Here is a 24,837-nt window from a genome sequence, read left to right as displayed (position 1 = left end):
TTCGCGTGCGGCGGGCGGGAATCGCGCGAGTGCCGTCAGCGGCGGGCCAGCGCGGCGAGTTCCTGCCAGGAGTTGGCATTGTAAAACGCACGCTCGTCGTGAAACTCGACTTCGACCGTCTTGTGGCGTGCGTACCACGCACGCACTTTGCGGTCGCCGGCCGCGAGCCGGGCGGCGAGATCGTCGGCCAGCGACGTGCGCAGCAGCGCGAACGTCGGCTGAGGCGAGCGCGCCTGCTGCGCGTCAACGGTCACCGCCATGGCGATGTCGGCCTGCTGCGCGTCGAGCGCCGCGTGCAGCCGTGCGACGAGGTCGGCGGGCAGGTAGGGCGTATCGCACGGCGAGCACGCGACGAGCGGCGCGCGTGCCGCCCGCATGCCGGCGAGCAGGCCCGCGAGCGGGCCGGGGAAGTCGGGTGTTTCGTCCGCGACGATGCGCGCGTCGAACGGCGCACCGAGTTCGGCATAACGATCGGCATGGCGATTCGCGCTGATCAGCGTTTCGTCGACCTGTGGCGAGAGACGGCGCAGCACGTGCAACGCGAGCGGCGTGCCGTCGAGCAACTGCAGGCCCTTGTCGACGCCGTCCATGCGTGTGGCTCGCCCGCCTGCGAGCAGCAGGCCGGCGATCGAGGGAGAGGTGGAAGCGGGCATCGCGAGAAGGCAGAGGGCAGCGTGCGTCAGCCGCCGATATACGACATCTCGACACGCTTGCCGGTGCCGTCGGGCACGGTGTCGGCAGACGCGCTGCCGCGCAGCTGCGAATAACGGTCGGTGCGGGCCTGCCAGATGCGGGCGATCGCGGTCGCGATCTCGGCGTCGCTCGCGCCGCCGCGCACGAGTGCGCGCAGGTCATGGCCCGTCGACGCGAACAGGCACAGGTACAGCTTGCCTTCGGTCGACAGCCGCGCGCGCGTGCAGTCGCCGCAGAAGGCCTGCGTGACGCTCGAAATCACGCCGAGCTCGCCGCTGCCGTCCGCGTAGCCCCAGCGCTGCGCGGTTTCTGCCGCCGTGTGCGGCTCGAGCGGTACGAGCGGGAAGTGTTCGGCGATGCGTGCGATGACGTCCGCCGACGGCAGCACCTCGGTCATGTTCCAGCCGTTCGACGTACCGACGTCCATGTACTCGATGAAGCGCAGGATCACGCCGGTACCGCGGAAACGCTCCGCCATCGGCAGGATCTCGCTGTCGTTGGTGCCGCGCTTCACGACCATGTTGACCTTGACCGGCGCGAGGCCCGCGGCCTGGGCGGCGAAGATGCCGTCGAGCACGTCGGCGCTCGCGAACTCGGCATCGTTCATGCGCTTGAACAGCGTATCGTCGAGCGCGTCGAGGCTGACCGTCACGCGCGTGAGCCCGGCGTCCTTCAGCGCGCGCGCCTTGCGGGCGAGCAGCGAACCGTTGGTCGTGAGCGTCAGGTCGAGCGGGCGTCCGTCATGCGTGGTCAGGCGGGCGAGGCGCTCGATCAGGAATTCGAGATTCTTGCGCAGCAGCGGCTCGCCGCCCGTGATGCGGATCTTCTCGACGCCGTGTGCGACAAAGAGTCGCGCCACGCGTTCGATTTCCTCGTGCGTGAGCAGCGCGCTGTGCGGCAGGAACGGGTAGTCCTTGTCGAAGACGGCGCGCGGCATGCAGTACACGCAGCGGAAGTTGCAGCGATCCGTCACCGAAATGCGCAGGTCGCGCAGCGGCCTGGCGAGCGTGTCGGCCAGCGTGCCGTCCGGGGCGTGCGCGACGCCGGAGACGTCCGGCATCCCGCTGACGTCGGCGAGAGGAATGATGCGTCGGGACATGTTGAAAGAAGTGCGAACCAGGCCTCTATTTTAGCCGCAAGCGGCGGGCCGGGCCGGTGGGCGGAAACCCGCAGCGCGGACGTGAAAAAGCCCGCCGGAGGCGGGCTTTTCCTGGTCGGGCGATGTGCCGGTCAGTGATGCGTCGTTTCGACCTGCTGCATCGGGGCCGTATCGACCGGCGGCAGTGCCTTGCGTTCGCGCGGCACGCGAGCCGGACGCGGGAGTCGCGACGCGGCTTCCTGCGCGGCGGCGAACTTGTCGGCGTCCGTGTTCACCCAGACGAGACCGGCCTGCTCCAGCACGACATCCAGGCTCGCCGAAGCGGGCGCGGCTGCCGGTTGTGCGGGAACCGGTGCCGGTGCTGCGACGGCCTCGACCGGCGCAGCTTCGACCGGTGCCGGCTCGACAGCCGCCGGAGCGGCTTCGATCGCCACGGCCGGCGCGACTTGCTCGACGGGCGCGGACTGCGGTGCTTCGACCGCGGCAGGCGCTGCCGGCACTTCGAACGCGTCCGTCGGCGAAACCGCGACCGGAGCCGGACCGGCTTCCGTTTCGACGGCCGGTGCGACCGGAGCCGGTTCTGCCGCGTGGGCAACAACCGCCGGTTCGACCGGAGCCGCTTCGACGTGTACCGGTGCCGGCTGCGGCTCGACAGCGGCCGGCGCAACCGGTTCGGCGTGGTGCTCGACCGCTGCTTCGGCGACGACGGCGCCTGCCGCAGCCGCGGCCACGACGACTGCCGGTGCGGCCGTGTGGGCCGGTTCGGCAGCAGCCGGTGCTTCCGGCGTCACGGCTTGCACGGCGGTTTCGCCATCTGCGCCTTGCTCGGCGTGGTCGACGACTGCGCCGTCTTCCTCGCGCTCGCGGCGACCGCCGCGGCGGCCGCGACGGCGACGGCGACGTTCCTCGCCATCACGCGCGCCGGCTTCCGCGTCGACTGCCAGCTCGGCGCCGGGCAGGGACTCGGCGACGGCCTTGTCGGCGTCCGGTTCCGGATGCGTTTCGCCACGGTTGACCGTTTCGAGCGTAGCCGCATGCTGGGTCGGCTTGCGGCGCTCGCCGCGCTCGCGACGTTCCTGGCGCTCGCCACGGCCGGCGGCTTCGACGCCTTCCGGCTGCTCGGCACGCTCGCGCGGTTCGCGGTTCTCGCGCGGTTCGCGGCTTTCACGCGGCTCGCGGCCTTCGCGCGGGCCACGGCCCTCGCGACCTTCGCGACCCTCACGGCCTTCGCGGATCTCGCGACCTTCACGCGGCTCACGGCCCTCGCGCGGTTCGCGGTTCTCGCGCGGCTCACGTGCTTCACGCACTTCCTTGCCTTCGCGTTCCTGGCGTTGCTGCTGGCCGCGGCCTGCCGCTGCCTGGTCGCGTCCGCCTTGTGCCTGCTGGGCGCCGCCGCGACGGTTGCGGTTGCGATCGCCGCCGCGTTCGCCGCGTTGCTCGGACTTCTCGGCGCGTTCGCCGCGAGCCGGGCGGGCTGCCTGCTCTTTCGCCGGTGCCGGGGCAACCGGTGCGGGCGCCGGAGCCGGCGCCACGCCGAACAGGCCCTTCAGCCAGCCGATGAAACCGCCGCTTGCCGGCGCGACGGGCGCGGGCGCGGCAACGGGTTCGACCGGACGCTGAGGTGCCGGGCTCGGCGCCGGACGCTCGGGCGTGATGCCCTTGACCGCGGCTTCCTGCTTCGGCTTCACTTCCGCCGCGCGCTTGCTGTAGCCGGTTTCCGACTCGAGTTCGCGGGCCGCTTCCTCGGCCATCTTCCAGGATGCGCGCGGATCGTCGAGACGTGCGTCGTCGTGGCGCAGGCGCTCGAGCTTGTAGTGCGGCGTATCGAGGTGCTTGTTCGGGATCAGCACGATGCCGACCTTGAAGCGCGACTCGATCTTGTTGATTTCCTGACGCTTTTCGTTGAGCAGGAAGGCGGTCACCTCGACCGGCACCTGGCAGTGGATCGCCGCGGTGTTTTCCTTCATCGCTTCTTCCTGAATGATCCGCAGGACCTGCAGCGCGGACGATTCGGTATCGCGGATGTGGCCGGTGCCGTTACAACGCGGGCAGGTCACGTGGCTGCCTTCCGACAGGGCCGGACGCAGGCGCTGGCGCGACAGCTCCATCAGGCCGAAACGGGAGATCTTGCCCATCTGGACACGCGCGCGGTCATGCTTGAGCGCGTCTTTCAGGCGCTGCTCGACTTCGCGCTGGCTCTTCGCCGATTCCATGTCGATGAAATCGATCACGATCAGGCCGCCGAGGTCGCGCAGGCGGAGCTGGCGGGCGACTTCGTCGGCCGCTTCGAGGTTCGTGCGGGTCGCCGTTTCCTCGATGTCCGCGCCCTTGGTCGCGCGCGCCGAGTTCACGTCGATCGCGACGAGCGCTTCGGTGTGGTCGATCACGATCGCGCCGCCCGACGGCAGCGGCACCGTACGCGAGTACGCGGTCTCGATCTGGTGCTCGATCTGGAAGCGGGAGAACAGCGGCACGTCGTCGTGGTAGCGCTTCACCTTCGCGACGTTGTCCGGCATCACGATGTCCATGAATGCACGGGCCTGATCGTGGATCTCGTTCGTATCGATCAGGATTTCGCCGATATCGGGCTGGAAATAGTCCCGGATCGCGCGGATCACGAGGCTCGATTCCAGGTAGATCAGCATCGGCTGGCCGGCGTTGCCGCTTTGCGACGCCGCTTCGATCGCGCGCCACAGTTGCAGCAGGTAGTTCAGGTCCCACTGCAGTTCCTCGGCGCTGCGGCCGATGCCCGCGGTACGGGCGATCATGCTCATGCCGTCCGGAATCTGCAGTTGCGCCATCGTTTCGCGCAGTTCCTGACGCTCGTCGCCTTCGATCCGGCGCGACACGCCGCCGCCGCGCGGGTTGTTCGGCATCAGCACCAGGTAGCGGCCGGCGAGCGAGATGAAGGTGGTGAGGGCGGCGCCCTTGTTGCCGCGCTCTTCCTTCTCGACCTGGACGATCAGCTCCTGGCCTTCGCGCAGCGCATCCTGGATGCGCGCGGAGCGCATGTCGATGCCTTCCTTGAAATACTGGCGGGCGACTTCCTTGAACGGCAGGAACCCGTGGCGGTCTTCGCCGTAATTGACGAAGCACGCTTCGAGCGACGGCTCGATACGGGTGATGACACCTTTGTAGATATTGCCTTTGCGCTGTTCGCGCCCGGCGGTTTCGATGTCGATGTCGATGAGCTTCTGCCCATCGACGATGGCGACGCGCAGCTCCTCCTGCTGCGTCGCATTGAACAGCATGCGTTTCATGAACGGCTCCAGGCGGCTCCGCTGCCGGCGCCTCGCGGTTGTCAGTCGCGAGGGCGGGAACGACGGCAGGCCGCACCTTGTTGTGTTGTCACAAGCACGCTGGAGCGGGAACGATGGCGGGGAGAATTGCCTGAAGAGGCGCTTGGGCCCCGAAAGACGGGGCCGGCGGCCGTAGGGCACCTGCGAATACGGCTTCAAAGCACGGCGTTCACACACCGCACGCTGCACAAGCGCGCTAAGCCTGAGTCCGGGCATTGCCACGGGCGCGCGCAATGCGTCGCGCGCGCCGACGGGCGGCAGATGCTGCGGCTTGGGCCGCAGCGGGGAGTATCGAATCCAGCCCGACTTTCCCGCTTGGGGTGTACTTCCCTGGTTTGACGTCGCCAAGTCCCGCACGCTTCGCGGAACCAAATCGGGCGCAACGCCGTAATTTTCGCAACCGGCAGCTTGCGGACGCACTTCGCGCCGTCTGGCTGCCGATCAAATTCTTTTCAACCAACTTTCCGTTACCGCGGCACCTTGCCGACCGAATCCGCCTGTGGGCGCGATCCTTGCCGGCGAGCGGTGCCGTGCGTGCAACTTGCTGCATCTCTTTGATTAGGGGCGAGCAGCGGACCCCCGGCGCAAGTAAAATAGCGGTTTGCGCTTGCGCCTTGCCCGATTCGGTCGGGGCCGGCCGGTCAGGCCACCCACAACGTCAAGCTGGGCAAAATTATATTCAGTATGAATGAGTTAGGCAAAATATCCCAGAATTCGGTCGCAAGCGGCCAGGTATCGATGATCGAGATCGACGAAAACTCGGCCGGTCAGCGGATCGACAACTTCCTGTTGCGCGTCTGTAAAGGCGTGCCCAAAAGCCATATTTACCGGATCCTGCGCAGCGGCGAAGTGCGTGTGAACAAGGGCCGGATCGACGCGCAGTACCGTCTGGCCCTTGGCGACATCGTTCGCGTGCCGCCCGTGCGCGTGGCGGCGGCGGACCTCGCGCGCGCCGACACGCCCGTCGTGCCGCCCGCGAATTTCCACGTGCTGTACGAGGACGACGCGATGCTCGTCATCGACAAGCCGGCGGGGGTCGCGGTCCACGGTGGCAGCGGCGTCGCGTTCGGCGTGATCGAGCAGATGCGCCAGGCGCGCCCGCGTGCGAAGTTCCTCGAACTCGTGCACCGGCTCGACCGCGAGACGTCCGGGATCCTGATGCTCGCGAAGAAGCGCACGGCGCTGGTGGGCCTGCACGAGCAGATTCGCGAGAACCGGATGGACAAGCGCTACTTCGCGTGCGTGCACGGCGAATGGCAGCCCGACTGGGGCCGCCGTCGCGCGGTGAAGGCGCCGCTGTTCAAGTATTCGACCCCGGAAGGGGAGCGCCGCGTGCGCGTGCAGGACGACGGGCTGCCGTCGCATACGGTGTTCAACCTCGTCGACCGCTGGCCGGACTACGCGCTCGTCGAAGCGGAACTCAAAACGGGTCGGACCCATCAGATCCGGGTGCATCTCGCGCATCTCGGCCTGCCGATCGCCGGCGACGCCAAGTATGGCGATTTCGCACTGAACAAGGCGCTGGCGCGCGCGAATGCGCAGCCGTCGTTGAAACGGATGTTCCTGCATGCGCACCGGCTGCGGCTCGCCCACCCGCTGACCGGCGAGGCGCTGCAGTTCGATGCGCCGCTGCCGGACGAATGCCGGCGCTTCCTCGACCAACTCAGCGCATTGCGCGATACCGCCTGAACCTGAACCGCATGGCTCGACAGCAATTTGACCTGATCGTCTTCGACTGGGACGGCACGCTGATGGATTCGACTGCGCACATCGCGCACAGCATCCAGGCCGCATGCCGCGATCTCGGCCTGCCCACGCCGTCCGACGAGGCGTCGCGCTACGTGATCGGCCTCGGCCTGCGCGACGCGCTGCAGATTACCGCTCCGACCCTCGATCCGTCCGACTATTCGCGGCTCGCCGAGCGCTACCGCTATCACTATCTGCTCGACGACCAGCGCATCGAGCTGTTCGCCGGCGTGCGCGAACTGCTCGCCGAGCTGCGCGACACCGGTTATCTGCTCGCGGTGGCAACCGGCAAGGGCCGGGTCGGGCTGAATCGCGTGCTCGACCAGTCGAAGCTGACGAGCCTGTTCGATGCGACGCGCTGCGCGGACGAGACTTTCTCCAAACCCCATCCGGCGATGCTGCACGAGCTGTCCCGGGAACTGGGGCAGGATCTTTCTCGCACCGTGATGATCGGCGACACGACGCACGACCTGCAGATGGCCGCGAGTGCCGGGGCGGCCGGCGTCGGTGTCGCTTACGGCGCGCACACGGCCGATGCGCTGGCTGCGCTCACGCCGCGCTTCGTCGCGCCGGACGTCGAAGCGCTGGCCGCGTGGTTGCGGGAGCACGCATGAGCGCGGCGCCGGACGCGATGCGCGTGTGCGCATCGGATGCCCTGGCCGACGGCGGTGCCGGCGTGCGCGTCGACGCGACGCTGCGCGGCGAGCAGGCCGTCGTGTTCTTCGTGCGCTACGAGGGGCGCGCATACGGTTACCTGAACCGCTGCGCGCATGTGCCGATGGAGCTCGACTGGGCCGAAGGGCAGTTCTTCGAATCGTCGGGCCTCTACCTGATGTGCGCGACGCATGGCGCGATCTACGAGCCGAACACCGGCAAGTGCGTCGGCGGCCCGTGCCGCGGCGGCCGGCTGCGGCCGGTCGAGGTCGACGAGCGCGACACGGCCGACGGGCGTGCGGTATTCTGGGTGCCCGACGCCGACCTGCGTCCCGCCGTTTCCGCCACGACCGACTGACGACAACACCGCATGGCCGACCAACCGAATTCCCCGGATTCCTCCTCCCGTCCCGACAGCCGTGAACCGAACTGGGAGCGTGCGGCGCTCGAGCGGATCGCGCTCGCGGCCGTCAAGGAGCAGCGCGCGGCACGGCGCTGGAAGATCTTCTTCCGCTTCGCGTTCCTCGGCGTGTTCGTGCTGCTTGCGTTCGCGCTGATCGATTTCTCGAGCGATGCGAAGTTCTCGGCGAGCGGGCGGCATACGGCGCTCGTGACGATCGACGGCGAGATCGCCGCCGGCGTCAACGCGAACGCCGACGACATCAACACGGCGCTCGACGCCGCATTCGACGACGACGGTACGGCCGGCGTCGTGCTGCGGATCAACAGCCCGGGCGGCAGCCCGGTGCAGGCCGGGATGGTCTACGACGAGATCCGGCGGCTGCGCGCGAAGCATCCGGACAAGCCGCTGTACGTCGTCGTGACCGACATGTGTGCTTCGGGCGGCTATTACATCGCGTCCGCGGCCGACAAGATCTTCGTCGACAAGGCAAGCATCGTCGGGTCGATCGGCGTGCTGATGGACGGGTTCGGCTTTACCGGCCTGATGGGCAAGCTCGGCGTCGAGCGGCGCCTGCATACCTCGGGCGAAAACAAGGGCTTCTACGACCCGTTCTCGCCCGACACGCCGAAGATGGACGCGCATGCGCAGGCGTTGCTCGATCAGGTGCACGCGCAGTTCATCAAGGCGGTGAAGGATGGCCGCGGCAAGCGGCTGCACGAGACGCCCGACATGTTCTCGGGCCTGTTCTGGACCGGCGAGAAGAGCGTCGAGCTCGGGCTCGCCGACGGCTTCGGCACGACCGACACGGTCGCGCGCGACGTGCTGAAGGCGCCCGATCTCGTCGACTATACGGTGAAGGAAAGCCTGACGAACCGTGTCGCGCGCAAGTTCGGCGCGGCCGTCGGCGGCGCCGCGATGAAGGCGCTGACGGCCGGCGGCGCGTCGGTCAGCCTGCGCTGACCGGAAGCGGGCGGGCCGCGATGGCCCGCCGATCGGCTGCCGGGCAGCCGCCGGTCGCGGCTTCAGTTCGCCAGCAGCAGGAAGATCGCAGGGCGCTTGTGCAGATTCGGCGCAGGCGCCTTTTTCCAGTCCGCCACGGTGCGGCTCGCGATCGTCTCGGTCGCGAGGGTCAGGTCGGCCGCGACGCAGATCTGCGTCGACGGTGCGCAGGTCGCGACGAGCGTGTCGAGCATCGCCTGATTCCGGTACGGCGTTTCGATGAAGATCTGCGTCTGGCGCGCCTTGCGTGACAGCTGCTCGAGTTCGCGCAGGCGTTTCGCGCGCGCGGCCGCGTCGACCGGCAGGTAGCCGTTGAACGCGAAGCTCTGGCCGTTCAGGCCCGATGCCATCAGCGCGAGCAGGATCGAGCTCGGCCCGACGAGCGGCACGACCTTCACCCCGCGCTCGTGTGCGCGGCGCACCAGCAAGGCGCCGGGATCGGCGACGGCCGGGCAGCCGGCTTCGGATACGAGGCCGGCGTCCGCACCGGCCAGCACGGGCGCGAGCAGCCGGTCGATCTGGCCGGCCGGCGTATTGACGTTCAGTTCGCTGATCTCGATTTCCTGGATCGGGCGCGTCGTGCCGATCTTCTTCAGAAACGCGCGCGTCGTCTTCGCGTTCTCGCCGATGTAATAGCCGAGCGTGCCGGCGCGTGCCTGCACGGCCGCGGGCAGGACGGCCGCGAGCATCGATTCGTCGCCTTCGCCGAGCGTGTTCGGAACGAGATAGAGCGTGCCGGCCGTCATGTGCGGTCTCCACGGGTGGTTGCAAACAGCGGATAGTCGGCGGCGCGCAGCATCCGCGTGAGCGCGATCAGCGGCAGGCCGACGAGTGCCGTCGGGTCGTTCGAGTCGATCGCGTCGAGCAGCGCGATGCCGAGCCCTTCCGACTTGGCGCTGCCGGCGACGTCGTACGGCGTTTCCGCGCGCAGGTACGCATCGAGTTCGGCCTCGGGCAGCGAGCGGAAACGCACGCGCGTGACGACGTCCTCGACCTGCGCTTCGCCCGTGCGGCTGTCATACAGGCAGAGCGCGCTGTGGAATTCGACTTCGCGGCCCTGCATCGACACGAGTTGCGCGAGCGCGCGCTCATGCGTGCCGGGTTTGCCGATCTGGAGCCCGTCGAAGGTCGCGACCTGGTCGGACCCGATTACGAGCACGCCGTCCGGCGCGTCGATCGTCGCAGCGACGGCGCGCGCTTTCGCGCCCGCAAGGCGCAGTGCGGTCGCGGCCGGCGTCTCGCCGTCGCGCGGGGTTTCGTCGAGGTCGGGCGACACGACGTCGAAGGGGATGCCGAGGCGCTCGAGGAGCGCGCGGCGGTAGCGTGAACTGGAGGCAAGAATCAGCCGCGGCGGGCGGCAAACGGTATCCGGCATGGTCGGTGGGATCGGTGAGTCGTCGGGTGTTGCGCAGCGTTGCTGCGGACGCAAGCTTAAGTGATTGACTGCAAAAGGTAAAACAGGTATGCTTTCCCGCTTTTCGTCGGCAGGCTTCCGTTGTGGTGGCGCCTGCCGGGTCTTCGGAAGTAAAGTACGGTCACCCGTACGCGAGCGGCACCAAGCCGGATCCGCAAGTCAGCCTGTAGGCAGGAGCGCACATGAACACTTCTTCTGGCAAACCTGCTGCGGCGCCACTTGATCCGCATGCAGTCGACCTGTTCGAGTTCGCCCGCAGCGGGCGGCAGGCAGCAGGCGCGGTGCACCTCTCGCAACTGCCGCGCATGTTAAACGAAGTGCCCGCGGACGCGCCAGATCGCGACACGGTCTTCACATGGCAGGCGGAAGGGTTCACCCAGAAGGAGTTGCAGGACGACGGCGCTGACGGGCAGCAGCCGTATCTGCGCCTCGCGGTGCACGGTCATGCGTGGCTCACGTGTCAGCGCTGCATGACCCCGTACGACCAGACGTTCGACGTCGACATGACGTACCGGGTCGTCGCGACCGAAGAAGAAGCTGAAGAATTTCCGCTCGACGACGATGAAGCCGATGTGATCGTGGGCTCACGCCAGTTCGATCTCGTCGACTTGATCGAAGAGGAATTGCTGCTTTCGTTGCCGCTCGTGCCCAAGCACGAGGTTTGCCCGGCAGTTCACGAAAGCCTCGTGTCGGGTGCGAGCGGTCCCGCGGAAGAGACGGACGAGGAGTCCGACGAAGCCGGGGACGAAGGCAAACGGCCGAATCCGTTCGCGGCGCTGGAAGCGCTGAAGAAGGGCGGTGACGGCACCAAGAAACACTAAGCAGTTGTGGCGCGGGAAGGCGTAAAGGCTTTGGGCCAGGGTAGTTAAGCGCCGGATCGGGCTGTGTTAGAATCCGGAAAATTATTTAGGAGTTAGTCATGGCAGTCCAGCAAAACAAGAAGTCGCCGTCGAAGCGCGGCATGCATCGTTCGCACGATTTCCTGACGGCAGCGCCGCTGGCAGTCGAGCCGAGCACGGGTGAAGTGCACCTGCGTCACCACGTCAGCCCGAACGGCTACTACCGCGGCAAGAAAGTCGTCAAGACGAAGAACGACTAAGCGTCAAGTCACGCGTTGCGCGCTACGTTTGCCGTTCGCGTGACAACTGGTTCGCTTGACACTTTCCTGGCTCAACAAAAAGGCGGCATTCAACTGCCGCTTTTTTGTGCCTGAAATTCGTCGCATTCCATGACCGTAAAGCTCACAATCGATTGCATGGGAGGCGACCACGGCCCGTCCGTGACCGTTCCCGCGGCAGTCAAGTTCGTCCGCGCGCATCCCGATGCGCACCTGATGCTCGTCGGCATCGAAAGCGCGATCCGCGCTCAGCTGAAAAAGCTGAAAGTCCTCGACGATCCCGCGCTGACCATCGTTCCCGCCACCGAAGTCGTGGCGATGGACGACCCTGTCGAAGTGGCGCTGCGCAAGAAGAAGGATTCTTCGATGCGCGTCGCACTCAATCACGTCAAGGAAGGCGCGGCGCAGGCCTGCATCTCCGCCGGCAATACCGGCGCGCTGATGGCCGTTTCCCGTTACGTACTCAAGACGCTGCCCGGCATCGAGCGGCCCGCGATCGCGTTCGCGCTGCCGAACCCGACCGGCTACACGATGATGCTGGATCTCGGCGCGAACGTCGACTGCGAACCGCAGCACCTGCTGCAGTTCGCGGAAATGGGGCACGCGCTCGTGGCTGCGCTGGAAGGCAAGGAGCGTCCGACGATCGGCCTCTTGAACATCGGCGAAGAGATGATCAAGGGCAACGAGACGATCAAGCGCGCAGGCGAACTGCTGCGCGCCAGCACGCTCAACTTCCGTGGCAACGTCGAAGGCAACGACATCTACAAGGGCACGGTCGACGTGATCGTGTGCGACGGCTTCGTCGGCAACGTCGCGCTGAAGACGTCCGAGGGGCTCGCGCAGATGCTGTCGGACATCATCCGCGAAGAGTTTGGCCGTTCGCTGATGTCGAAGCTGATGGCGCTGCTCGCGCTGCCTGTCCTGATGCGTTTCAAGAAGCGCGTCGATCACCGCCAGTACAACGGCGCGGCGCTGCTGGGGCTGAAGAGCCTCGTGATCAAGAGCCATGGTTCGGCCGATGCCTACGCGTTTGAGTGGGCAATCAAACGCGGGTATGATGCCGTCAAAAACGGCGTGCTGGAGCGCCTCACGCGTGCGATGGCGGATAATTCGGTGTCGCTCGGCGACGGCGAACACAACGCGGGCGGCGCGGGCCATGCAAGCCCCGCCGCAGGCCATCACGCCGAACCTTCCGCTGCGCAATCCTCTAAAGCATAAATGGCCCAATCGACTCTCTATTCCCGCGTGCTCGGCACGGGCAGCTACCTGCCGCCTGACCGCGTCACGAACCAGCAGTTGACCGATCGTCTTGCGAAGGAAGGCATCGAGACGAGCGATGAATGGATCGTTGCGCGCACGGGCATCCATGCGCGCCATTTCGCCGCACCGGACGTCACGACCAGCGACCTCGCGCTCGAGGCGTCGCGTCGCGCGATCGAGGCCGCCGGCATCGATCCGCAGTCGATCGACCTGATCATCGTCGCGACTTCGACCCCCGATTTCGTGTTCCCGAGCACCGCGTGCCTGCTGCAGAACAAGCTCGGCATCAAGAACGGCGGCGCGGCCTTCGACGTGCAGGCCGTGTGTTCGGGCTTCGCGTACGCGATGGCGACGGCCGACAGCTTCATCCGCAGCGGCCAGCACCGCACCGCGCTCGTGGTGGGCGCGGAGACGTTCTCGCGCATTCTCGACTTCAAGGACCGCACGACCTGCGTGCTGTTCGGCGACGGCGCGGGCGCGGTGATCCTGTCCGCGTCGGAAGAGCCGGGCGTGCTCGGCAGCGCGCTGCACGCGGACGGCAGCTACTCGCATATCCTCTGCACGCCGGGCAACGTCAACCGCGGCGTGATCGAAGGCAGTGCGTTCCTGTACATGGACGGGCAGGCCGTGTTCAAGCTCGCGGTCAACGTGCTCGAGAAGGTCGCGATCGAGGCGCTCGCGAAGGCGAATCTCGCGCCCGAGCAGATCGACTGGCTGATTCCGCACCAGGCCAACATCCGCATCATGACCAGCACCTGCCGCAAGCTCGGCCTGCCGCAGGAGCGCATGGTCGTGACGGTCGACCAGCACGGCAACACGTCGGCCGCGTCGATCCCGCTGGCGCTCGACACCGCGGTACGCGACGGTCGCATCCAGCGTGGCCAGCACGTGCTGATCGAAGGCGTCGGCGGCGGCTTCACCTGGGGCGCGTCGGTCTTCCGCTACTGATCCGCGGCGCGCGACTGCTGCGCGCGGATCCCACCGGCGCGCCATTCGTGCGCGCCGTCCGAATCGATTCAATTGGGGACGATATGAAATTTGCATTCGTATTTCCGGGGCAGGGCTCGCAGGCGGTCGGCATGCTCAACGCATTCGCCGATCTGGCCGTCGTGCGCGAGACGCTCCAGGAAGCGTCCGATGCACTCAATCAGGATCTCGGCAAGCTGATCGCCGAAGGCCCGGCCGAAGAGCTGAACCTCACCACCAACACGCAGCCCGTGATGCTGACCGCGGCCTATGCGTGCTATCGCGCGTGGCAGCAGGCGGGCGGCCCGGCGCCGTCGATCGTCGCCGGCCACAGCCTCGGCGAATACACGGCGCTCGTCGCCGCCGGCGCGCTCGCGTTCAAGGATGCCGTGCCGCTCGTGCGCTTTCGCGCGCAGGCGATGCAGACGGCCGTGCCGGTCGGCCAGGGCGGCATGGCTGCGATCCTGGGGCTCGATGACGACACGGTGCGTGCGGTATGCGCGGAAGCCGCGGAAGCGGGCGTCGTCGAAGCAGTGAACTTCAATGCACCCGCACAGGTCGTTATCGCAGGCAACAAGGCCGCGGTCGAAAAGGCCTGCGAGATCGCGAAGGCGAAGGGCGCGAAGCGCGCGCTGCCGCTGCCGGTGTCGGCGCCGTTCCATTCGTCGCTGCTCAAGCCGGCGTCGGATCAGTTGCGCGACTACCTCGCGAACGTCGACGTGAAGGCGCCGCAGATTCCGGTCGTCAACAACATCGACGTCGCCGTGGTCAGCGATCCGGCCGCGATCAAGGACGCGCTGGTGCGCCAGGCCGCGGGCCCGGTGCGCTGGGTCGAGTGCGTGCAGCACATCGCAGGCACGGGCGTCACGCACGTGATCGAATGCGGTCCGGGCAAGGTGCTCGCCGGCCTGACGAAGCGCATCGACGGCAACCTGACGGGTGCGTCGGTGTTCGATCCGGCGTCGCTCGACGAAGCGCTCAAGCTGGTGACCGCCTGACGCGGCGCCTTTTCTCAAGAGACGGATATTCGATTCATGGACAAGACTCTCGATAAACAGGTTGCGATCGTTACCGGCGCATCGCGCGGCATCGGCCGTTCGATCGCGCTCGAACTCGCGCGCCTGGGCGCGACGGTGATCGGCACGGCGACGAGTGAGTCGGGCGCCGCAGCGATCACCGCGGCGTTCGCGGAAGCGGGCGTCACGGGTCGCGGTGCGGTGCTGAACGTCAACGACGCGGCAGCCGCCGAGGCGCTGATCGACGCGACCGTGAAGGAATTCGGTGCGCTGAACGTGCTCGTCAACAACGCGGGCATCACGCAGGACCAGCTCGCGATGCGGATGAAGGACGAGGACTGGGACGCAGTGATCGACACCAACCTGAAGTCGGTGTTCCGCCTGTCGCGCGCGGTGCTGCGCCCGATGATGAAGGCGCGTGGCGGCCGCATCATCAACATCACGTCGGTGGTCGGCTCGGCCGGTAACCCGGGTCAGGTCAACTACGCGGCTGCGAAGGCCGGCGTCGCGGGCATGACCCGTGCGCTCGCACGTGAAATCGGCAGCCGCGGCATCACCGTGAACTGTGTGGCGCCGGGCTTCATCGACACCGACATGACGAAGACGCTGCCGGAAGAACAGCAGGCCGCGCTCAAGACCCAGATTCCGCTCGGCCGCCTCGGCAGCCCGGAAGACATTGCCCATGCCGTCGCGTTCCTCGCATCGCCGCAGGCCGGTTACATCACCGGTACGACGCTGCACGTGAACGGCGGCATGTACATGTCGTAACGATTTTCGTTTACCATCCGCGCCGTATCCCGTTTTTCAGGCGGATCGGCGCTTGATCGACCATCAAGCCAACGCGCGTTTTGGCGTCAGCAAACCTGATAAAATGCGCGCACTTGTAAATCTGAACTTTCCCTCGGAGGGGTAATGGACAACATCGAACAACGTGTCAAGAAGATCGTCGCTGAACAACTGGGCGTCGCGGAAGCCGAGATCAAGAACGAAGCTTCGTTCGTGAACGACCTGGGCGCCGACTCGCTCGACACCGTCGAACTGGTGATGGCTCTCGAAGACGAGTTCGGCATGGAAATCCCGGACGAAGAAGCAGAGAAGATCACGACCGTTCAGCAAGCGATCGACTACGCTCGCGCAAACGTCAAGGCGTAACAGGCGCCTTTCGCGCTTGTCCGCCACGTCGCCGCGATCTTCGCGATTGACGCGCCATCCTGCCGGCCTCGCGCCGGACGGACTAACAGCCACAGGGCTCGCAGGGCTGGTTCCTGTGGCCACTGTGGCTTTTGTTTTTGTCATCCAATAATGGAAAAGAGGTTACCGTGAGCCGCCGTCGTGTTGTTGTTACAGGCCTGGGGCTGATTTCGCCTGTTGGCAATAATGTTGCCGACGGCTGGGCCAATCTCGTCGCCGGCAAGTCCGGCATTGCCACCGTCACGAAGTTCGACCCGTCGAACCTCGCCGTCCATTTCGCGGGCGAAGTGAAGGGGTTCAGCGCCGAGGAGTACATCCCGGCGAAGGAAGCCCGGAACATGGATACGTTCATCCATTACGGCATCGCCGCCGGCGTCCAGGCCATCAAGGACAGCGGGCTGGAAGTGAACGAAACCAATGCGGAACGCATCGGCGTGCTGGTCGGTTCCGGCATCGGCGGCCTGCCGATGATCGAAGATACGCACCAGACCTACGTCGATCGCGGCGCGCGCCGGATTTCGCCGTTCTTCGTGCCGGGTTCGATCATCAACATGATCTCGGGTCACCTGAGCATCATGTTCGGCCTGAAGGGCCCGAACCTCGCGGCCGTCACGGCCTGCACGACCGGCCTGCACAGCATCGGCCTCGCGGCGCGCCTGATCCAGGCGGGCGACGCCGACGTGATGGTCGCGGGCGGCGCCGAATCGACGGTGTCGCCGCTCGGCATCGGCGGTTTCGCGGCAGCGCGCGCGCTGTCGACCCGCAACGACGATCCGGCCACCGCGTCCCGGCCGTGGGACAAGGACCGCGACGGCTTCGTGCTGGGCGAAGGTGCGGGCGTGATGGTGCTCGAGGAATACGAAGCGGCGAAGGCGCGCGGTGCGAAGATCTACGCGGAAGTCTCGGGCTTCGGCATGACGGGCGATGCGTACCACATGACCGCGCCGAACATGGACGGCCCGCGCCGCTGCATGGTCGCGGCACTGCGCGACGCCGGCGTGAACGCGGACGAGGTCCAGTACCTGAACGCGCATGGCACGTCGACGCCGCTGGGCGACAAGAACGAGTCCGACGCGGTGAAGGCGGCTTTCGGCGAGCATGCGTACAAGATCGTCGTGAACTCGACGAAGTCGATGACGGGCCACCTGCTGGGCGGCGCGGGCGGCCTCGAGTCGGTGTTCACGGTGCTCGCGCTGCACAACAACGTGTCGCCGCCGACCATCAACATCTTCAACCAGGACCCCGAGTGCGATCTCGATTACTGCGCGAACACCGCACGTGACATGAAGATCGACGTGGCCGTGAAGAACAACTTCGGCTTCGGCGGTACCAACGGCACGCTGGTGTTCAAGCGCGTCTGACGCCGCAGTCACTTGACGAGTCAATTCGATGCGCCGGCCGGGCGTCCGCAGCGCTTTGCGTTGCGGGCCTCGGCCGTGTCATATGTCGTGCTGGCCGCGTTCGTCGCGTCGGCTGCCGCGTCGGCCTACCTGTTCTGGGCGCCGCGCGCGGGCGCTGCTGCGGGCGCATGCGTGTCGGCCGTGACGGCTGCGCTGCTGGCCGTATGCGCCGCACGGGCCTGTGCCCGCCGGCTGCCGGCCGAGCTGCGGATCGACGCGTTCGGGGAAATTGCGGCGTTTGGCCGCACCGGGCGCCTGCTGGCCCGTGGCCGCGTGACGGGGCATGCGCACTGGAGCAGCCTGCTGCTGGTGCTGTCGGTCGGGCAGGGTGCCCGGCGGGCCCGGCCGCTGCTGATTCCGGCCGATGCGCTCGACGCGGCATCGTTCAGCGCGCTTTCCGTGCTGGCGAAGACGGCGGGCGCGGCGGGGCGGGCATGACGGCGGCGCGGTTACGTACCGTAACCAGCGTCCGGCGCGGGAACGTTACAATGACGCTCCGCGTTGCATCCCTAGTTAACGGATTTGTCAGGTGAGTGAAAAAGAAATCGATCAGGCTCTGGTCGAACGCGTACAGAAGGGCGACAAGGCGGCGTTCGAACTCCTGGTCTCCAAATACCACCGCAAGATCATTCGGCTGATCTCGCGCCTCGTGCGGGATCCCGCCGAGGTCGAGGATGTGGCCCAGGACGCGTTCATCAAGGCGTATCGTGCGCTGCCGCAATTCCGCGGCGAATCGGCGTTCTATACGTGGTTGTACCGAATTGCCGTCAACACGGCGAAGAACTACCTTGCGACGCAAGGCCGCCGGGCGCCGACCTCGACCGAGGCCGATGCGGAGGAAGCGGAAACTTTCTCCGACGCAGACCAACTAAGGGATATCAACACGCCTGAGTCGATGTTGATGAGCAAGCAGATTGCCGAGACGGTCAACGCTGCCATGGCTCTGCTGCCCGAGGAACTGCGCCAGGCAATTACGCTGCGCGAGATCGAGGGCCTGAGCTACGAAGAGATCGCGGAAATGATGGGCTGTCCGATCGGGACGGTCCGGTCGCGGATCTTCCGTGCACGCGAGGCAATCGCTGCCAAATTGCGTCCGCTGCTCGATACGCCCGAAGGCAAGCGCTGGTAAGCGCGACAGGCGGAGCGACGCGGGTCGGGGTCTAGTTACGGTTAGAGTCGTGAAGTCACGACGGGGTGTGCAAGATGGGGAGCATCATGGGGTCGGTCAATACGCAGTCGCAAGCGTGCTCGCGCGGTGAGCGCCTTTCCGCGCTGGTCGACGGCGAAATGTTCGATGGCCCGGACAACGGGCAGTTTCTGGCTGAGCTCAACCGCGCGGATCGCGCTGCGTGGGCCCATTACCACCTGATCGGCGATGCGCTGCGCTCGGACGAACTGGCGCTGTCGCCCGCGCTGAGCGTCGCGTTCACCGCGCGCATGTCGGCTGCGCTCGAAAGCGAGCCGCACCTGCTCGCGCCGGCGGCAGCGCCCGTCGCGCGCAAGCTGCTGTCGCTGCGCCGGCGCGTCGTGCCCGCGTTCGCGGTTGCCGCCGCGGCGGCCACGCTGACGTGGATCGTCGTCCCGCAAATGCAGACGGCCGGTGCCCCGGGCGCCGTCCAGGTCGCGTCGGCCGGTGCGCCGCAAGGCGGCAACCTGCAGCGCGTGACGGTTGCGCAGGCATCGGCCCAGCCGGGGCTGCAGGACGTCAACATCATCCGCGACGCCAGCCTCGACCAATACCTTGAAGCGCACCAGCAATTCGCGCAGCAGCCCGTCGTCACGGGTTCGATGCCGCTGATCCGCGCTGCCGTGACCACCACGCCAGGCCAATAAACCCGATGCGGACATTGCAGTTGAATCAAGCCATCTCCGGATGGAAGCGGCTGCCGGCCCTCCTGCTTTGCGCAGCCGCCCTGTTGTCCGTTCAATCCCTTCCTGCCAGCGCCCAGCAACCGGACGATCCCGTCGCGACCCGCAAGGGTGCCGCGGACTGGCTCGACCGCGTCCAGCAAGCGGCGCAGCAGCAGAGCTACGAAGGCACGTTCGTCTATCAGCGCGGCGGGTATGTGCAGTCGTCGCGCATTGCGCACGTCGCGTCCCGCGACGGCGAGTTCGAACGCATCGAGACGCTCGACGGCAAGCCGCGCAAGCTGCTGCGCCACAACGACGAGCTGTACACGTTCGTACCCGAGCGCAAGCTGTGTGTGGTCGAGCGCCGTCAGACGCGCGACTCGTTCCCCGCGCTGCTTGGCGCGAGCGGCGAGCACGTGATGTCCGTCTACGACGCGAAGTCGCTCGGCAAGGATCGTGTCGCTGGGATCGACGCGCAGGTCGTCGAGCTCGTGCCGAAGGACGCATACCGCTTCACGTACAAGCTGTGGGCCGATGCGCGCACGGGGCTGCTGCTGCGTTCGCAGACGCTCGATGCGAACGATCATGTGCTCGAGCAGATCGCGTTCTCGCAATTGCAGACGGGCGGCGCAAGCGGCGACAAGGCCGCGATCGCGGCCGGCATGCGCAACCTGAGCGGCTGGACGGTCGTACGTCCGCCGGTCGCGACGGTCGACATGGAAGCGCAGGGCTGGCAACTCGCACCGAGTGTCGCCGGTTTCCAGAAGATTCGCGAAGTGCGCCGGCCGATGGCCGCGCGCGACGCGGGTGAGCCGCCGATTCCGGTCGATCAGGCCGTCTTCACCGACGGTCTCGCGACGATTTCGGTTTTCATCGAGCCGGCCGAAAAGAATACGCGCAAGGAAGGCGCGGGCAGCACCGGTGCAACGAACGTTCTCGTGAAGCGCCGCGGCGACTACTGGATCACCGTGCTCGGCGAAGTGCCGCCGGCTACGTTGCAGCAGTTCGCGTCTGCCATAGAATACAAGGCTTCCAAGTAACGCTACGGCTTCCGACATGATGAAACTCACGCTGCGCAAATGGCTCGCGGCGGCGGCGCTGTCTGCCTGCCTGCCGCTCGTGCCACATACCGCGGTCGCGGTGACGGCTCCCGCTGCCAGCCTGCCCGACTTCGCCGATCTGGTCGAAAAGGTCGGGCCGGCCGTCGTGAACATCCGGACCACCGCCAACGTGCCGACGAGCAGCGGCCCGCGCGGGATGCTCCCGCCGGGCTTCGACAACGGCGACATGTCGGAATTCTTCCGGCGCTTCTTCGGCATTCCGCTGCCGCAGGCGCCCGGCAACAGCGGCGGCAACCCGAAGAACGCGCCGGCGCCGGACAATCCGCCCGACACCGAACAGAATCGCGGCGTCGGTTCGGGCTTCATCGTGTCGGCCGACGGTTACGTGATGACCAATGCGCACGTCGTCGACGATGCGGACACCATCTACGTGACGCTGACCGACAAGCGCGAATTCAAGGCGAAGCTGATCGGCGTCGACGATCGCACGGACGTCGCGGTCGTCAAGATCCAGGCGTCGAACCTGCCGGTCGTCGCGATCGGCGATTCGAACAAGGTGCGTGTCGGCGAGTGGGTCGTCGCGATCGGTTCGCCGTTCGGCCTCGACAACACGGTGACGGCCGGCATCGTCAGCTCGAAGAGCCGCAACACGGGCGACTACCTGCCGTTCATCCAGACCGACGTCGCCGTGAACCCCGGCAACTCGGGCGGCCCGCTGATCAACATGCAGGGCGAGGTGATCGGCATCAACTCGCAGATCTACAGCCGTACCGGCGGCTTCATGGGCATCTCGTTCGCGATCCCGATCGACGAGGCGATGCGCGTGGCCGACCAGCTGAAGGCGACGGGCAAGGTCACGCGCGGCCGGATCGCGGTAGCGATCGGCGAAGTGACGAAGGACGTGGCCGACTCGATCGGGCTGCCGAAGGCGGAGGGCGCGCTCGTCAGCAGCGTCGAGCCGGGCGGTCCGGCCGACAAGGCGGGCATCCAGCCGGGCGACATTATCCTGAAGTTCAATGGCCGTTCGGTCGACACGGCGTCGGATCTGCCGCGCATGGTCGGCGACACGAAGCCGGGCACGAAGGCGACGGTCAGCGTGTGGCGCAAGGGTCAGGCACGCGATCTGCCGATCACGATCGCGGAAACCCCGGCCGAATCGACGGCGAAGGCCGAGCAGCGCAAGAACGCGCCGCAGAAGCCGCGCCAGGCCAACTCGCTCGGTCTGACGGTCAGCGACCTGACGGCGGAGCAGATGAAGACGCTGAAGCTGAAGAACGGCGTGCAGATCGACGGCGTCGACGGCCCGGCCGCCCGTGCGGGCTTGCAGCGCGGCGACATCGTGCTGCGTGTCGGCGACACCGACATCACGAACGCGAAGCAGTTCGCCGAAGTGACCGCGCAGCTCGATCCGCAGAAGGCGGTCGCGGTACTCGTGCGGCGCGGCGACAACACGCAGTTCGTGCCCGTGCGGCCGCGCCAGAAATAACGCGCCGATGTTCACGCTCTACGGCCGCGGCTGGTGCCACCTGTGCGACGACATGCGCGACGCCCTGGCGCCGGTGGCGGCCGAATTCGGTGTTGCGGTCGATTACATCGACATCGATACCGATGCGGCACTCGTCGCCCGCTACGACGAGGACGTGCCCGTGCTGCTGCTGGACGGTGCGGAAGTGTGCCGCCACCGGTTCGACGCCGCGAAGGTGCACGACGCGCTCGCGGCCCGGCGCTGAAGCCGGGCTGCCGCCTTGCGGCGGCGCCTGGCACCGGGCTTTGCCCGGCGGGCGGCCCCGGCAGGGTGCCGCGCGGGCCGGCGTTGGAAATACCGCCCGGCGAAGGCCTTTTCGGCTAAAATAAGCCGTTTTTTCACCGACTTACACAAGGCGTGCTCAGCGGTCGTCGAGCGCGCCTTTTTCGCTTGATCGGCACTGAATGGATCATATTCGCAATTTCTCGATCATCGCGCACATCGACCATGGCAAGTCGACGCTCGCGGATCGCATCATCCAGGTATGCGGCGGCCTCGCCGACCGTGAAATGGAAGCGCAGGTGCTCGACTCGATGGATATCGAGCGCGAGCGCGGCATCACGATCAAGGCGCAGACAGCCGCGCTGTCCTATCGCGCGCGCGACGGCAAGGTCTACAACCTGAACCTGATCGACACGCCGGGGCACGTCGACTTCTCGTACGAAGTCAGCCGTTCGCTGTCCGCGTGCGAAGGCGCGCTGCTGGTCGTCGATGCGAGCCAGGGCGTCGAGGCGCAGACGGTCGCGAACTGCTATACGGCGATCGAGCTCGGCGTCGAGGTCGTTCCCGTGCTGAACAAGATCGACCTGCCGGCCGCGAACCCCGAGAACGCGATCGAGGAGATCGAGGACGTGATCGGCATCGACGCGACCGACGCGACGCGCTGCAGCGCGAAGACGGGCCTCGGCGTCGAGGACGTGCTCGAAGCGCTGATCGCGAAGGTGCCGCCGCCGAAGGGCGATCCGGCCGCGCCGCTGCAGGCGCTGATCATCGACTCGTGGTTCGACAACTACGTCGGCGTCGTGATGCTGGTGCGCATCGTCAACGGCACGCTGCGTCCGAAGGACAAGATCAAGATGATGGCGACCGGCGCGCAGTATCCGGTCGAGCACGTCGGCGTGTTCACGCCGAAATCGCGCAATCTCGAATCGCTGTCGGCGGGGCAGGTCGGCTTCATCATCGCCGGCATCAAGGAACTGACGGCCGCGAAGGTCGGCGATACCGTCACGCATGCGACCAAGGCTGCCGCCGAGCCGCTGCCGGGCTTCAAGGAAGTGAAGCCGCAGGTGTTCGCGGGGCTGTATCCGGTCGAGGCGAACCAGTACGACGCGCTGCGCGAATCGCTCGAGAAGCTGAAGCTGAACGACGCGTCGCTGCAGTACGAGCCGGAAGTGTCGCAGGCACTCGGTTTCGGTTTCCGCTGCGGCTTCCTTGGGCTGCTGCACATGGAAATCGTGCAGGAGCGGCTCGAGCGCGAGTTCGACATGGATCTCATCACGACCGCACCGACGGTCGTCTACGAGGTCGTGCAGAGCGACGGCTCGACGATCATGGTCGAGAACCCGGCAAAGATGCCGGAGCCCGGCCGCATCGCCGAAGTGCGCGAGCCGATCGTCACCGTGAACCTGTACATGCCGCAGGACTACGTGGGCTCGGTGATCACGCTGTGCGAGCAGAAGCGCGGCTCGCAGATCAACATGCAGTATCACGGCCGCCAGGTGCAGCTCACGTACGAGATCCCGATGGCCGAGATCGTGCTCGATTTCTTCGATCGCCTGAAGTCGGTGTCGCGCGGCTACGCGTCGATGGACTACGAGTTCAAGGAATACCGTTCGTCGGACGTCGTGAAGGTCGACATGCTGATCAACGGCGACAAGGTCGATGCGCTGTCGATCATCGTGCACCGCTCGCAGTCGCAATACCGCGGCCGCGAAGTGGCCGCGAAGATGCGCGAGATCATCCCGCGCCAGATGTACGACGTGGCGATCCAGGCTGCGATCGGCGCGCACATCGTTGCGCGCGAGAACATCAAGGCGCTGCGAAAGAACGTGCTTGCGAAGTGCTACGGCGGTGACATCACGCGAAAGAAGAAGCTGCTCGAAAAGCAGAAGGAAGGCAAGAAACGGATGAAGCAGGTGGGTTCGGTCGAGATCCCGCAGGAAGCGTTCCTTGCGATCTTGCGCGTCGAAGACAAATAACAGGACTGTTCCTTTTATGAATTTTGCGCTGATTCTTTTTGTGCTCGTCATCTTGACGGGCGTAGCGTGGGTGCTGGACAAACTGGTGTTCCTGCCGCAGCGACGCAAGGCGGCCGACTCGGCGATCGAGGAGTTCGATCGCCAGCAGTCGCGCATCGACAAGCGTTTCGCGGATGAAAACGCGGTGCAGACGCGTTCGAAGCTGCGCGACGAAAAGCTGCGCCAGCCGTGGTGGCTCGAGTACACCGCGAGCTTCTTCCCGGTGATCCTGGCGGTGTTCGTCGTGCGTTCGTTCGTCGTCGAGCCGTTCAAGATTCCGTCGGGCTCGATGGTGCCGACGCTGCTCGTCGGCGACTTCATCCTCGTCAACAAGTTCGAATACGGGCTGCGCCTGCCGGTGACGAACACGAAGATCACGCAGGGCAGCCCGCTGTCGCGCGGCGACGTCGTCGTGTTCCGCTATCCGAAGGACGAGTCGGTCGACTACATCAAGCGCGTGATCGGCCTGCCGGGCGACACCGTCGCATATCAGGACAAGCAGCTCACGATCAACGGCCAGCCGGTGCCCGAAACGCCGCTGCCCGATTTCTTCGACGACGAGCGCCAGAATTACGCGAAGCAGTTCGAGGAAACGATCGGCAACAAGAAGAACGCGATCCTCAACAACCCGGCCGTGCCGCCGTTCGTGATGGGCGCATACGACTATCCGTTTCGCGACAACTGCACGTACAACAGCCGCGGCGTGATCTGCAAGGTGCCGCCCGGTCACTACTTCATGATGGGCGACAACCGCGACAACAGTGCGGACAGCCGCTACTGGGGTTTCGTGCCGGACCAGAACATCGTCGGCCGCGCGTTCTTCATCTGGATGAACTTCAGCGACCTCAAGCGCATCGGTTCCTTCAACTGATCGCATCCGGGTCACTCGCAATACGCGACGCACGG

25 protein-coding genes are annotated in these 24,837 nt (G+C 66.4%); 20 read left to right on the top strand and 5 right to left on the bottom strand.

Going from position 1 to position 24,837, the window contains the following annotated elements; translation table 11 throughout:
• Positions 1-35: 35 nt before the first annotated feature.
• The 3 genes from mobA to ACTJLD_RS09395 all read right to left on the bottom strand — a co-directional run bounded on the left by mobA (position 36) and on the right by ACTJLD_RS09395 (position 5,052).
• Positions 36-653: a molybdenum cofactor guanylyltransferase MobA gene (gene mobA, locus ACTJLD_RS09405; RefSeq protein WP_048022956.1), complete on the bottom strand. Its 618-nt coding sequence runs from the start codon at positions 651-653 to the stop codon at positions 36-38.
• 26 nt (positions 654-679) lie between these two features.
• Positions 680-1,792: a GTP 3',8-cyclase MoaA gene (moaA, locus tag ACTJLD_RS09400; RefSeq protein WP_440658602.1), complete on the bottom strand. Its 1,113-nt coding sequence runs from the start codon at positions 1,790-1,792 to the stop codon at positions 680-682.
• 131 nt (positions 1,793-1,923) lie between these two features.
• Positions 1,924-5,052 carry an Rne/Rng family ribonuclease gene (locus tag ACTJLD_RS09395; RefSeq protein WP_440658601.1) on the bottom strand — a complete coding sequence of 1,043 codons (3,129 nt, stop codon included), beginning with the start codon at positions 5,050-5,052 and terminating at the stop codon, positions 1,924-1,926.
• 723 nt (positions 5,053-5,775) lie between these two features.
• Between ACTJLD_RS09395 and ACTJLD_RS09390 the strand changes: the two genes are divergently transcribed.
• The 4 genes from ACTJLD_RS09390 to ACTJLD_RS09375 are packed head-to-tail and all read left to right on the top strand — an operon-like array spanning position 5,776 to position 8,854.
• A complete protein-coding gene (locus ACTJLD_RS09390; protein ID WP_027788017.1) occupies positions 5,776-6,780 on the top strand; it encodes an RluA family pseudouridine synthase in 1,005 nt (334 codons plus the stop codon).
• An 11-nt stretch (positions 6,781-6,791) separates the two neighbouring features.
• On the top strand, positions 6,792-7,451 hold the full coding sequence (locus ACTJLD_RS09385) for an HAD-IA family hydrolase (protein WP_027788016.1): 660 nt from the start codon (positions 6,792-6,794) through the stop codon (positions 7,449-7,451).
• Positions 7,448-7,849 (top strand): Rieske (2Fe-2S) protein, encoded by a 402-nt coding sequence (locus ACTJLD_RS09380; RefSeq protein WP_021159704.1) that lies wholly within the window; start codon positions 7,448-7,450, stop codon positions 7,847-7,849. Before ACTJLD_RS09385 ends, ACTJLD_RS09380 begins: the two co-directional genes overlap by 4 nt.
• A gap of 12 nt (positions 7,850-7,861) precedes the next feature.
• Entirely contained in the window at positions 7,862-8,854 is a 993-nt protein-coding gene (locus tag ACTJLD_RS09375) for a S49 family peptidase (RefSeq protein ID WP_027788015.1), read from the top strand.
• 62 nt (positions 8,855-8,916) lie between these two features.
• Here ACTJLD_RS09375 and ACTJLD_RS09370 read toward each other — a convergent pair whose 3' ends face one another.
• Together ACTJLD_RS09370 and ACTJLD_RS09365 are read right to left on the bottom strand one after the other, a co-directional pair.
• Positions 8,917-9,639: an SAM-dependent methyltransferase gene (locus ACTJLD_RS09370; RefSeq protein ID WP_048249558.1), complete on the bottom strand. Its 723-nt coding sequence runs from the start codon at positions 9,637-9,639 to the stop codon at positions 8,917-8,919.
• On the bottom strand, positions 9,636-10,268 hold the full coding sequence (locus ACTJLD_RS09365; RefSeq protein WP_124918606.1) for a Maf-like protein: 633 nt from the start codon (positions 10,266-10,268) through the stop codon (positions 9,636-9,638). The genes ACTJLD_RS09370 and ACTJLD_RS09365 overlap by 4 nt, the downstream gene beginning before the upstream one ends.
• A gap of 221 nt (positions 10,269-10,489) precedes the next feature.
• On the opposite strand from ACTJLD_RS09365, the gene ACTJLD_RS09360 reads away from it, so the two are divergent.
• The 16 genes from ACTJLD_RS09360 to lepB all read left to right on the top strand — a co-directional run bounded on the left by ACTJLD_RS09360 (position 10,490) and on the right by lepB (position 24,802).
• On the top strand, positions 10,490-11,128 hold the full coding sequence (locus tag ACTJLD_RS09360) for a DUF177 domain-containing protein (protein ID WP_021159702.1): 639 nt from the start codon (positions 10,490-10,492) through the stop codon (positions 11,126-11,128).
• A gap of 98 nt (positions 11,129-11,226) precedes the next feature.
• A complete protein-coding gene (rpmF, locus tag ACTJLD_RS09355) occupies positions 11,227-11,406 on the top strand; it encodes a 50S ribosomal protein L32 (protein ID WP_006051932.1) in 180 nt (59 codons plus the stop codon).
• Between the two features lie 129 nt (positions 11,407-11,535).
• Entirely contained in the window at positions 11,536-12,642 is a 1,107-nt protein-coding gene (plsX, locus tag ACTJLD_RS09350; RefSeq protein ID WP_027788012.1) for a phosphate acyltransferase PlsX, read from the top strand.
• Positions 12,643-13,632, top strand: a complete 990-nt coding sequence (locus ACTJLD_RS09345) for a beta-ketoacyl-ACP synthase III (protein WP_027788011.1) — start codon at positions 12,643-12,645, stop codon at positions 13,630-13,632.
• An 83-nt stretch (positions 13,633-13,715) separates the two neighbouring features.
• A complete protein-coding gene (fabD, locus tag ACTJLD_RS09340) occupies positions 13,716-14,648 on the top strand; it encodes an ACP S-malonyltransferase (protein ID WP_059695440.1) in 933 nt (310 codons plus the stop codon).
• Positions 14,649-14,684: 36 nt separating this feature from the next.
• Positions 14,685-15,434: a 3-oxoacyl-ACP reductase FabG gene (gene fabG, locus ACTJLD_RS09335; protein ID WP_006476504.1), complete on the top strand. Its 750-nt coding sequence runs from the start codon at positions 14,685-14,687 to the stop codon at positions 15,432-15,434.
• 144 nt (positions 15,435-15,578) lie between these two features.
• Complete coding sequence (gene acpP, locus ACTJLD_RS09330) at positions 15,579-15,818, top strand: acyl carrier protein (protein ID WP_004197638.1); 240 nt, start codon at positions 15,579-15,581, stop codon at positions 15,816-15,818.
• A gap of 167 nt (positions 15,819-15,985) precedes the next feature.
• Positions 15,986-17,218, top strand: coding sequence for a beta-ketoacyl-ACP synthase II (gene fabF, locus ACTJLD_RS09325; protein WP_021159697.1), 1,233 nt, complete (start codon positions 15,986-15,988; stop codon positions 17,216-17,218).
• A 12-nt stretch (positions 17,219-17,230) separates the two neighbouring features.
• Entirely contained in the window at positions 17,231-17,695 is a 465-nt protein-coding gene (locus ACTJLD_RS09320) for a hypothetical protein (protein ID WP_440658596.1), read from the top strand.
• A gap of 91 nt (positions 17,696-17,786) precedes the next feature.
• Complete coding sequence (gene rpoE / locus ACTJLD_RS09315; RefSeq protein WP_006490873.1) at positions 17,787-18,386, top strand: RNA polymerase sigma factor RpoE; 600 nt, start codon at positions 17,787-17,789, stop codon at positions 18,384-18,386.
• Positions 18,387-18,472: 86 nt separating this feature from the next.
• Positions 18,473-19,090, top strand: a complete 618-nt coding sequence (locus ACTJLD_RS09310) for a sigma-E factor negative regulatory protein (protein WP_027788009.1) — start codon at positions 18,473-18,475, stop codon at positions 19,088-19,090.
• Between the two features lie 5 nt (positions 19,091-19,095).
• A complete protein-coding gene (locus ACTJLD_RS09305) occupies positions 19,096-20,148 on the top strand; it encodes a MucB/RseB C-terminal domain-containing protein (RefSeq protein WP_021159694.1) in 1,053 nt (350 codons plus the stop codon).
• A gap of 16 nt (positions 20,149-20,164) precedes the next feature.
• A complete protein-coding gene (locus ACTJLD_RS09300; protein ID WP_440658594.1) occupies positions 20,165-21,655 on the top strand; it encodes a DegQ family serine endoprotease in 1,491 nt (496 codons plus the stop codon).
• Between the two features lie 7 nt (positions 21,656-21,662).
• Positions 21,663-21,899, top strand: a complete 237-nt coding sequence (locus tag ACTJLD_RS09295; RefSeq protein ID WP_027788006.1) for a glutaredoxin family protein — start codon at positions 21,663-21,665, stop codon at positions 21,897-21,899.
• Between the two features lie 199 nt (positions 21,900-22,098).
• Positions 22,099-23,892, top strand: a complete 1,794-nt coding sequence (gene lepA / locus ACTJLD_RS09290; RefSeq protein ID WP_021159691.1) for a translation elongation factor 4 — start codon at positions 22,099-22,101, stop codon at positions 23,890-23,892.
• A 16-nt stretch (positions 23,893-23,908) separates the two neighbouring features.
• The gene (gene lepB / locus ACTJLD_RS09285; protein WP_027788005.1) at positions 23,909-24,802 is read left to right on the top strand and encodes a signal peptidase I; all 894 of its coding nucleotides are present in this window, start codon (positions 23,909-23,911) and stop codon (positions 24,800-24,802) included.
• The last annotated feature ends 35 nt before the right edge of the window (positions 24,803-24,837 follow it).

It is taken from the genome of Burkholderia sp. 22088 (assembly GCF_052045915.1).
In the GTDB taxonomy this organism is placed as follows: domain Bacteria; phylum Pseudomonadota; class Gammaproteobacteria; order Burkholderiales; family Burkholderiaceae; genus Burkholderia; species Burkholderia cepacia.
This window is presented reverse-complemented; position numbering and strand designations above follow the sequence as displayed.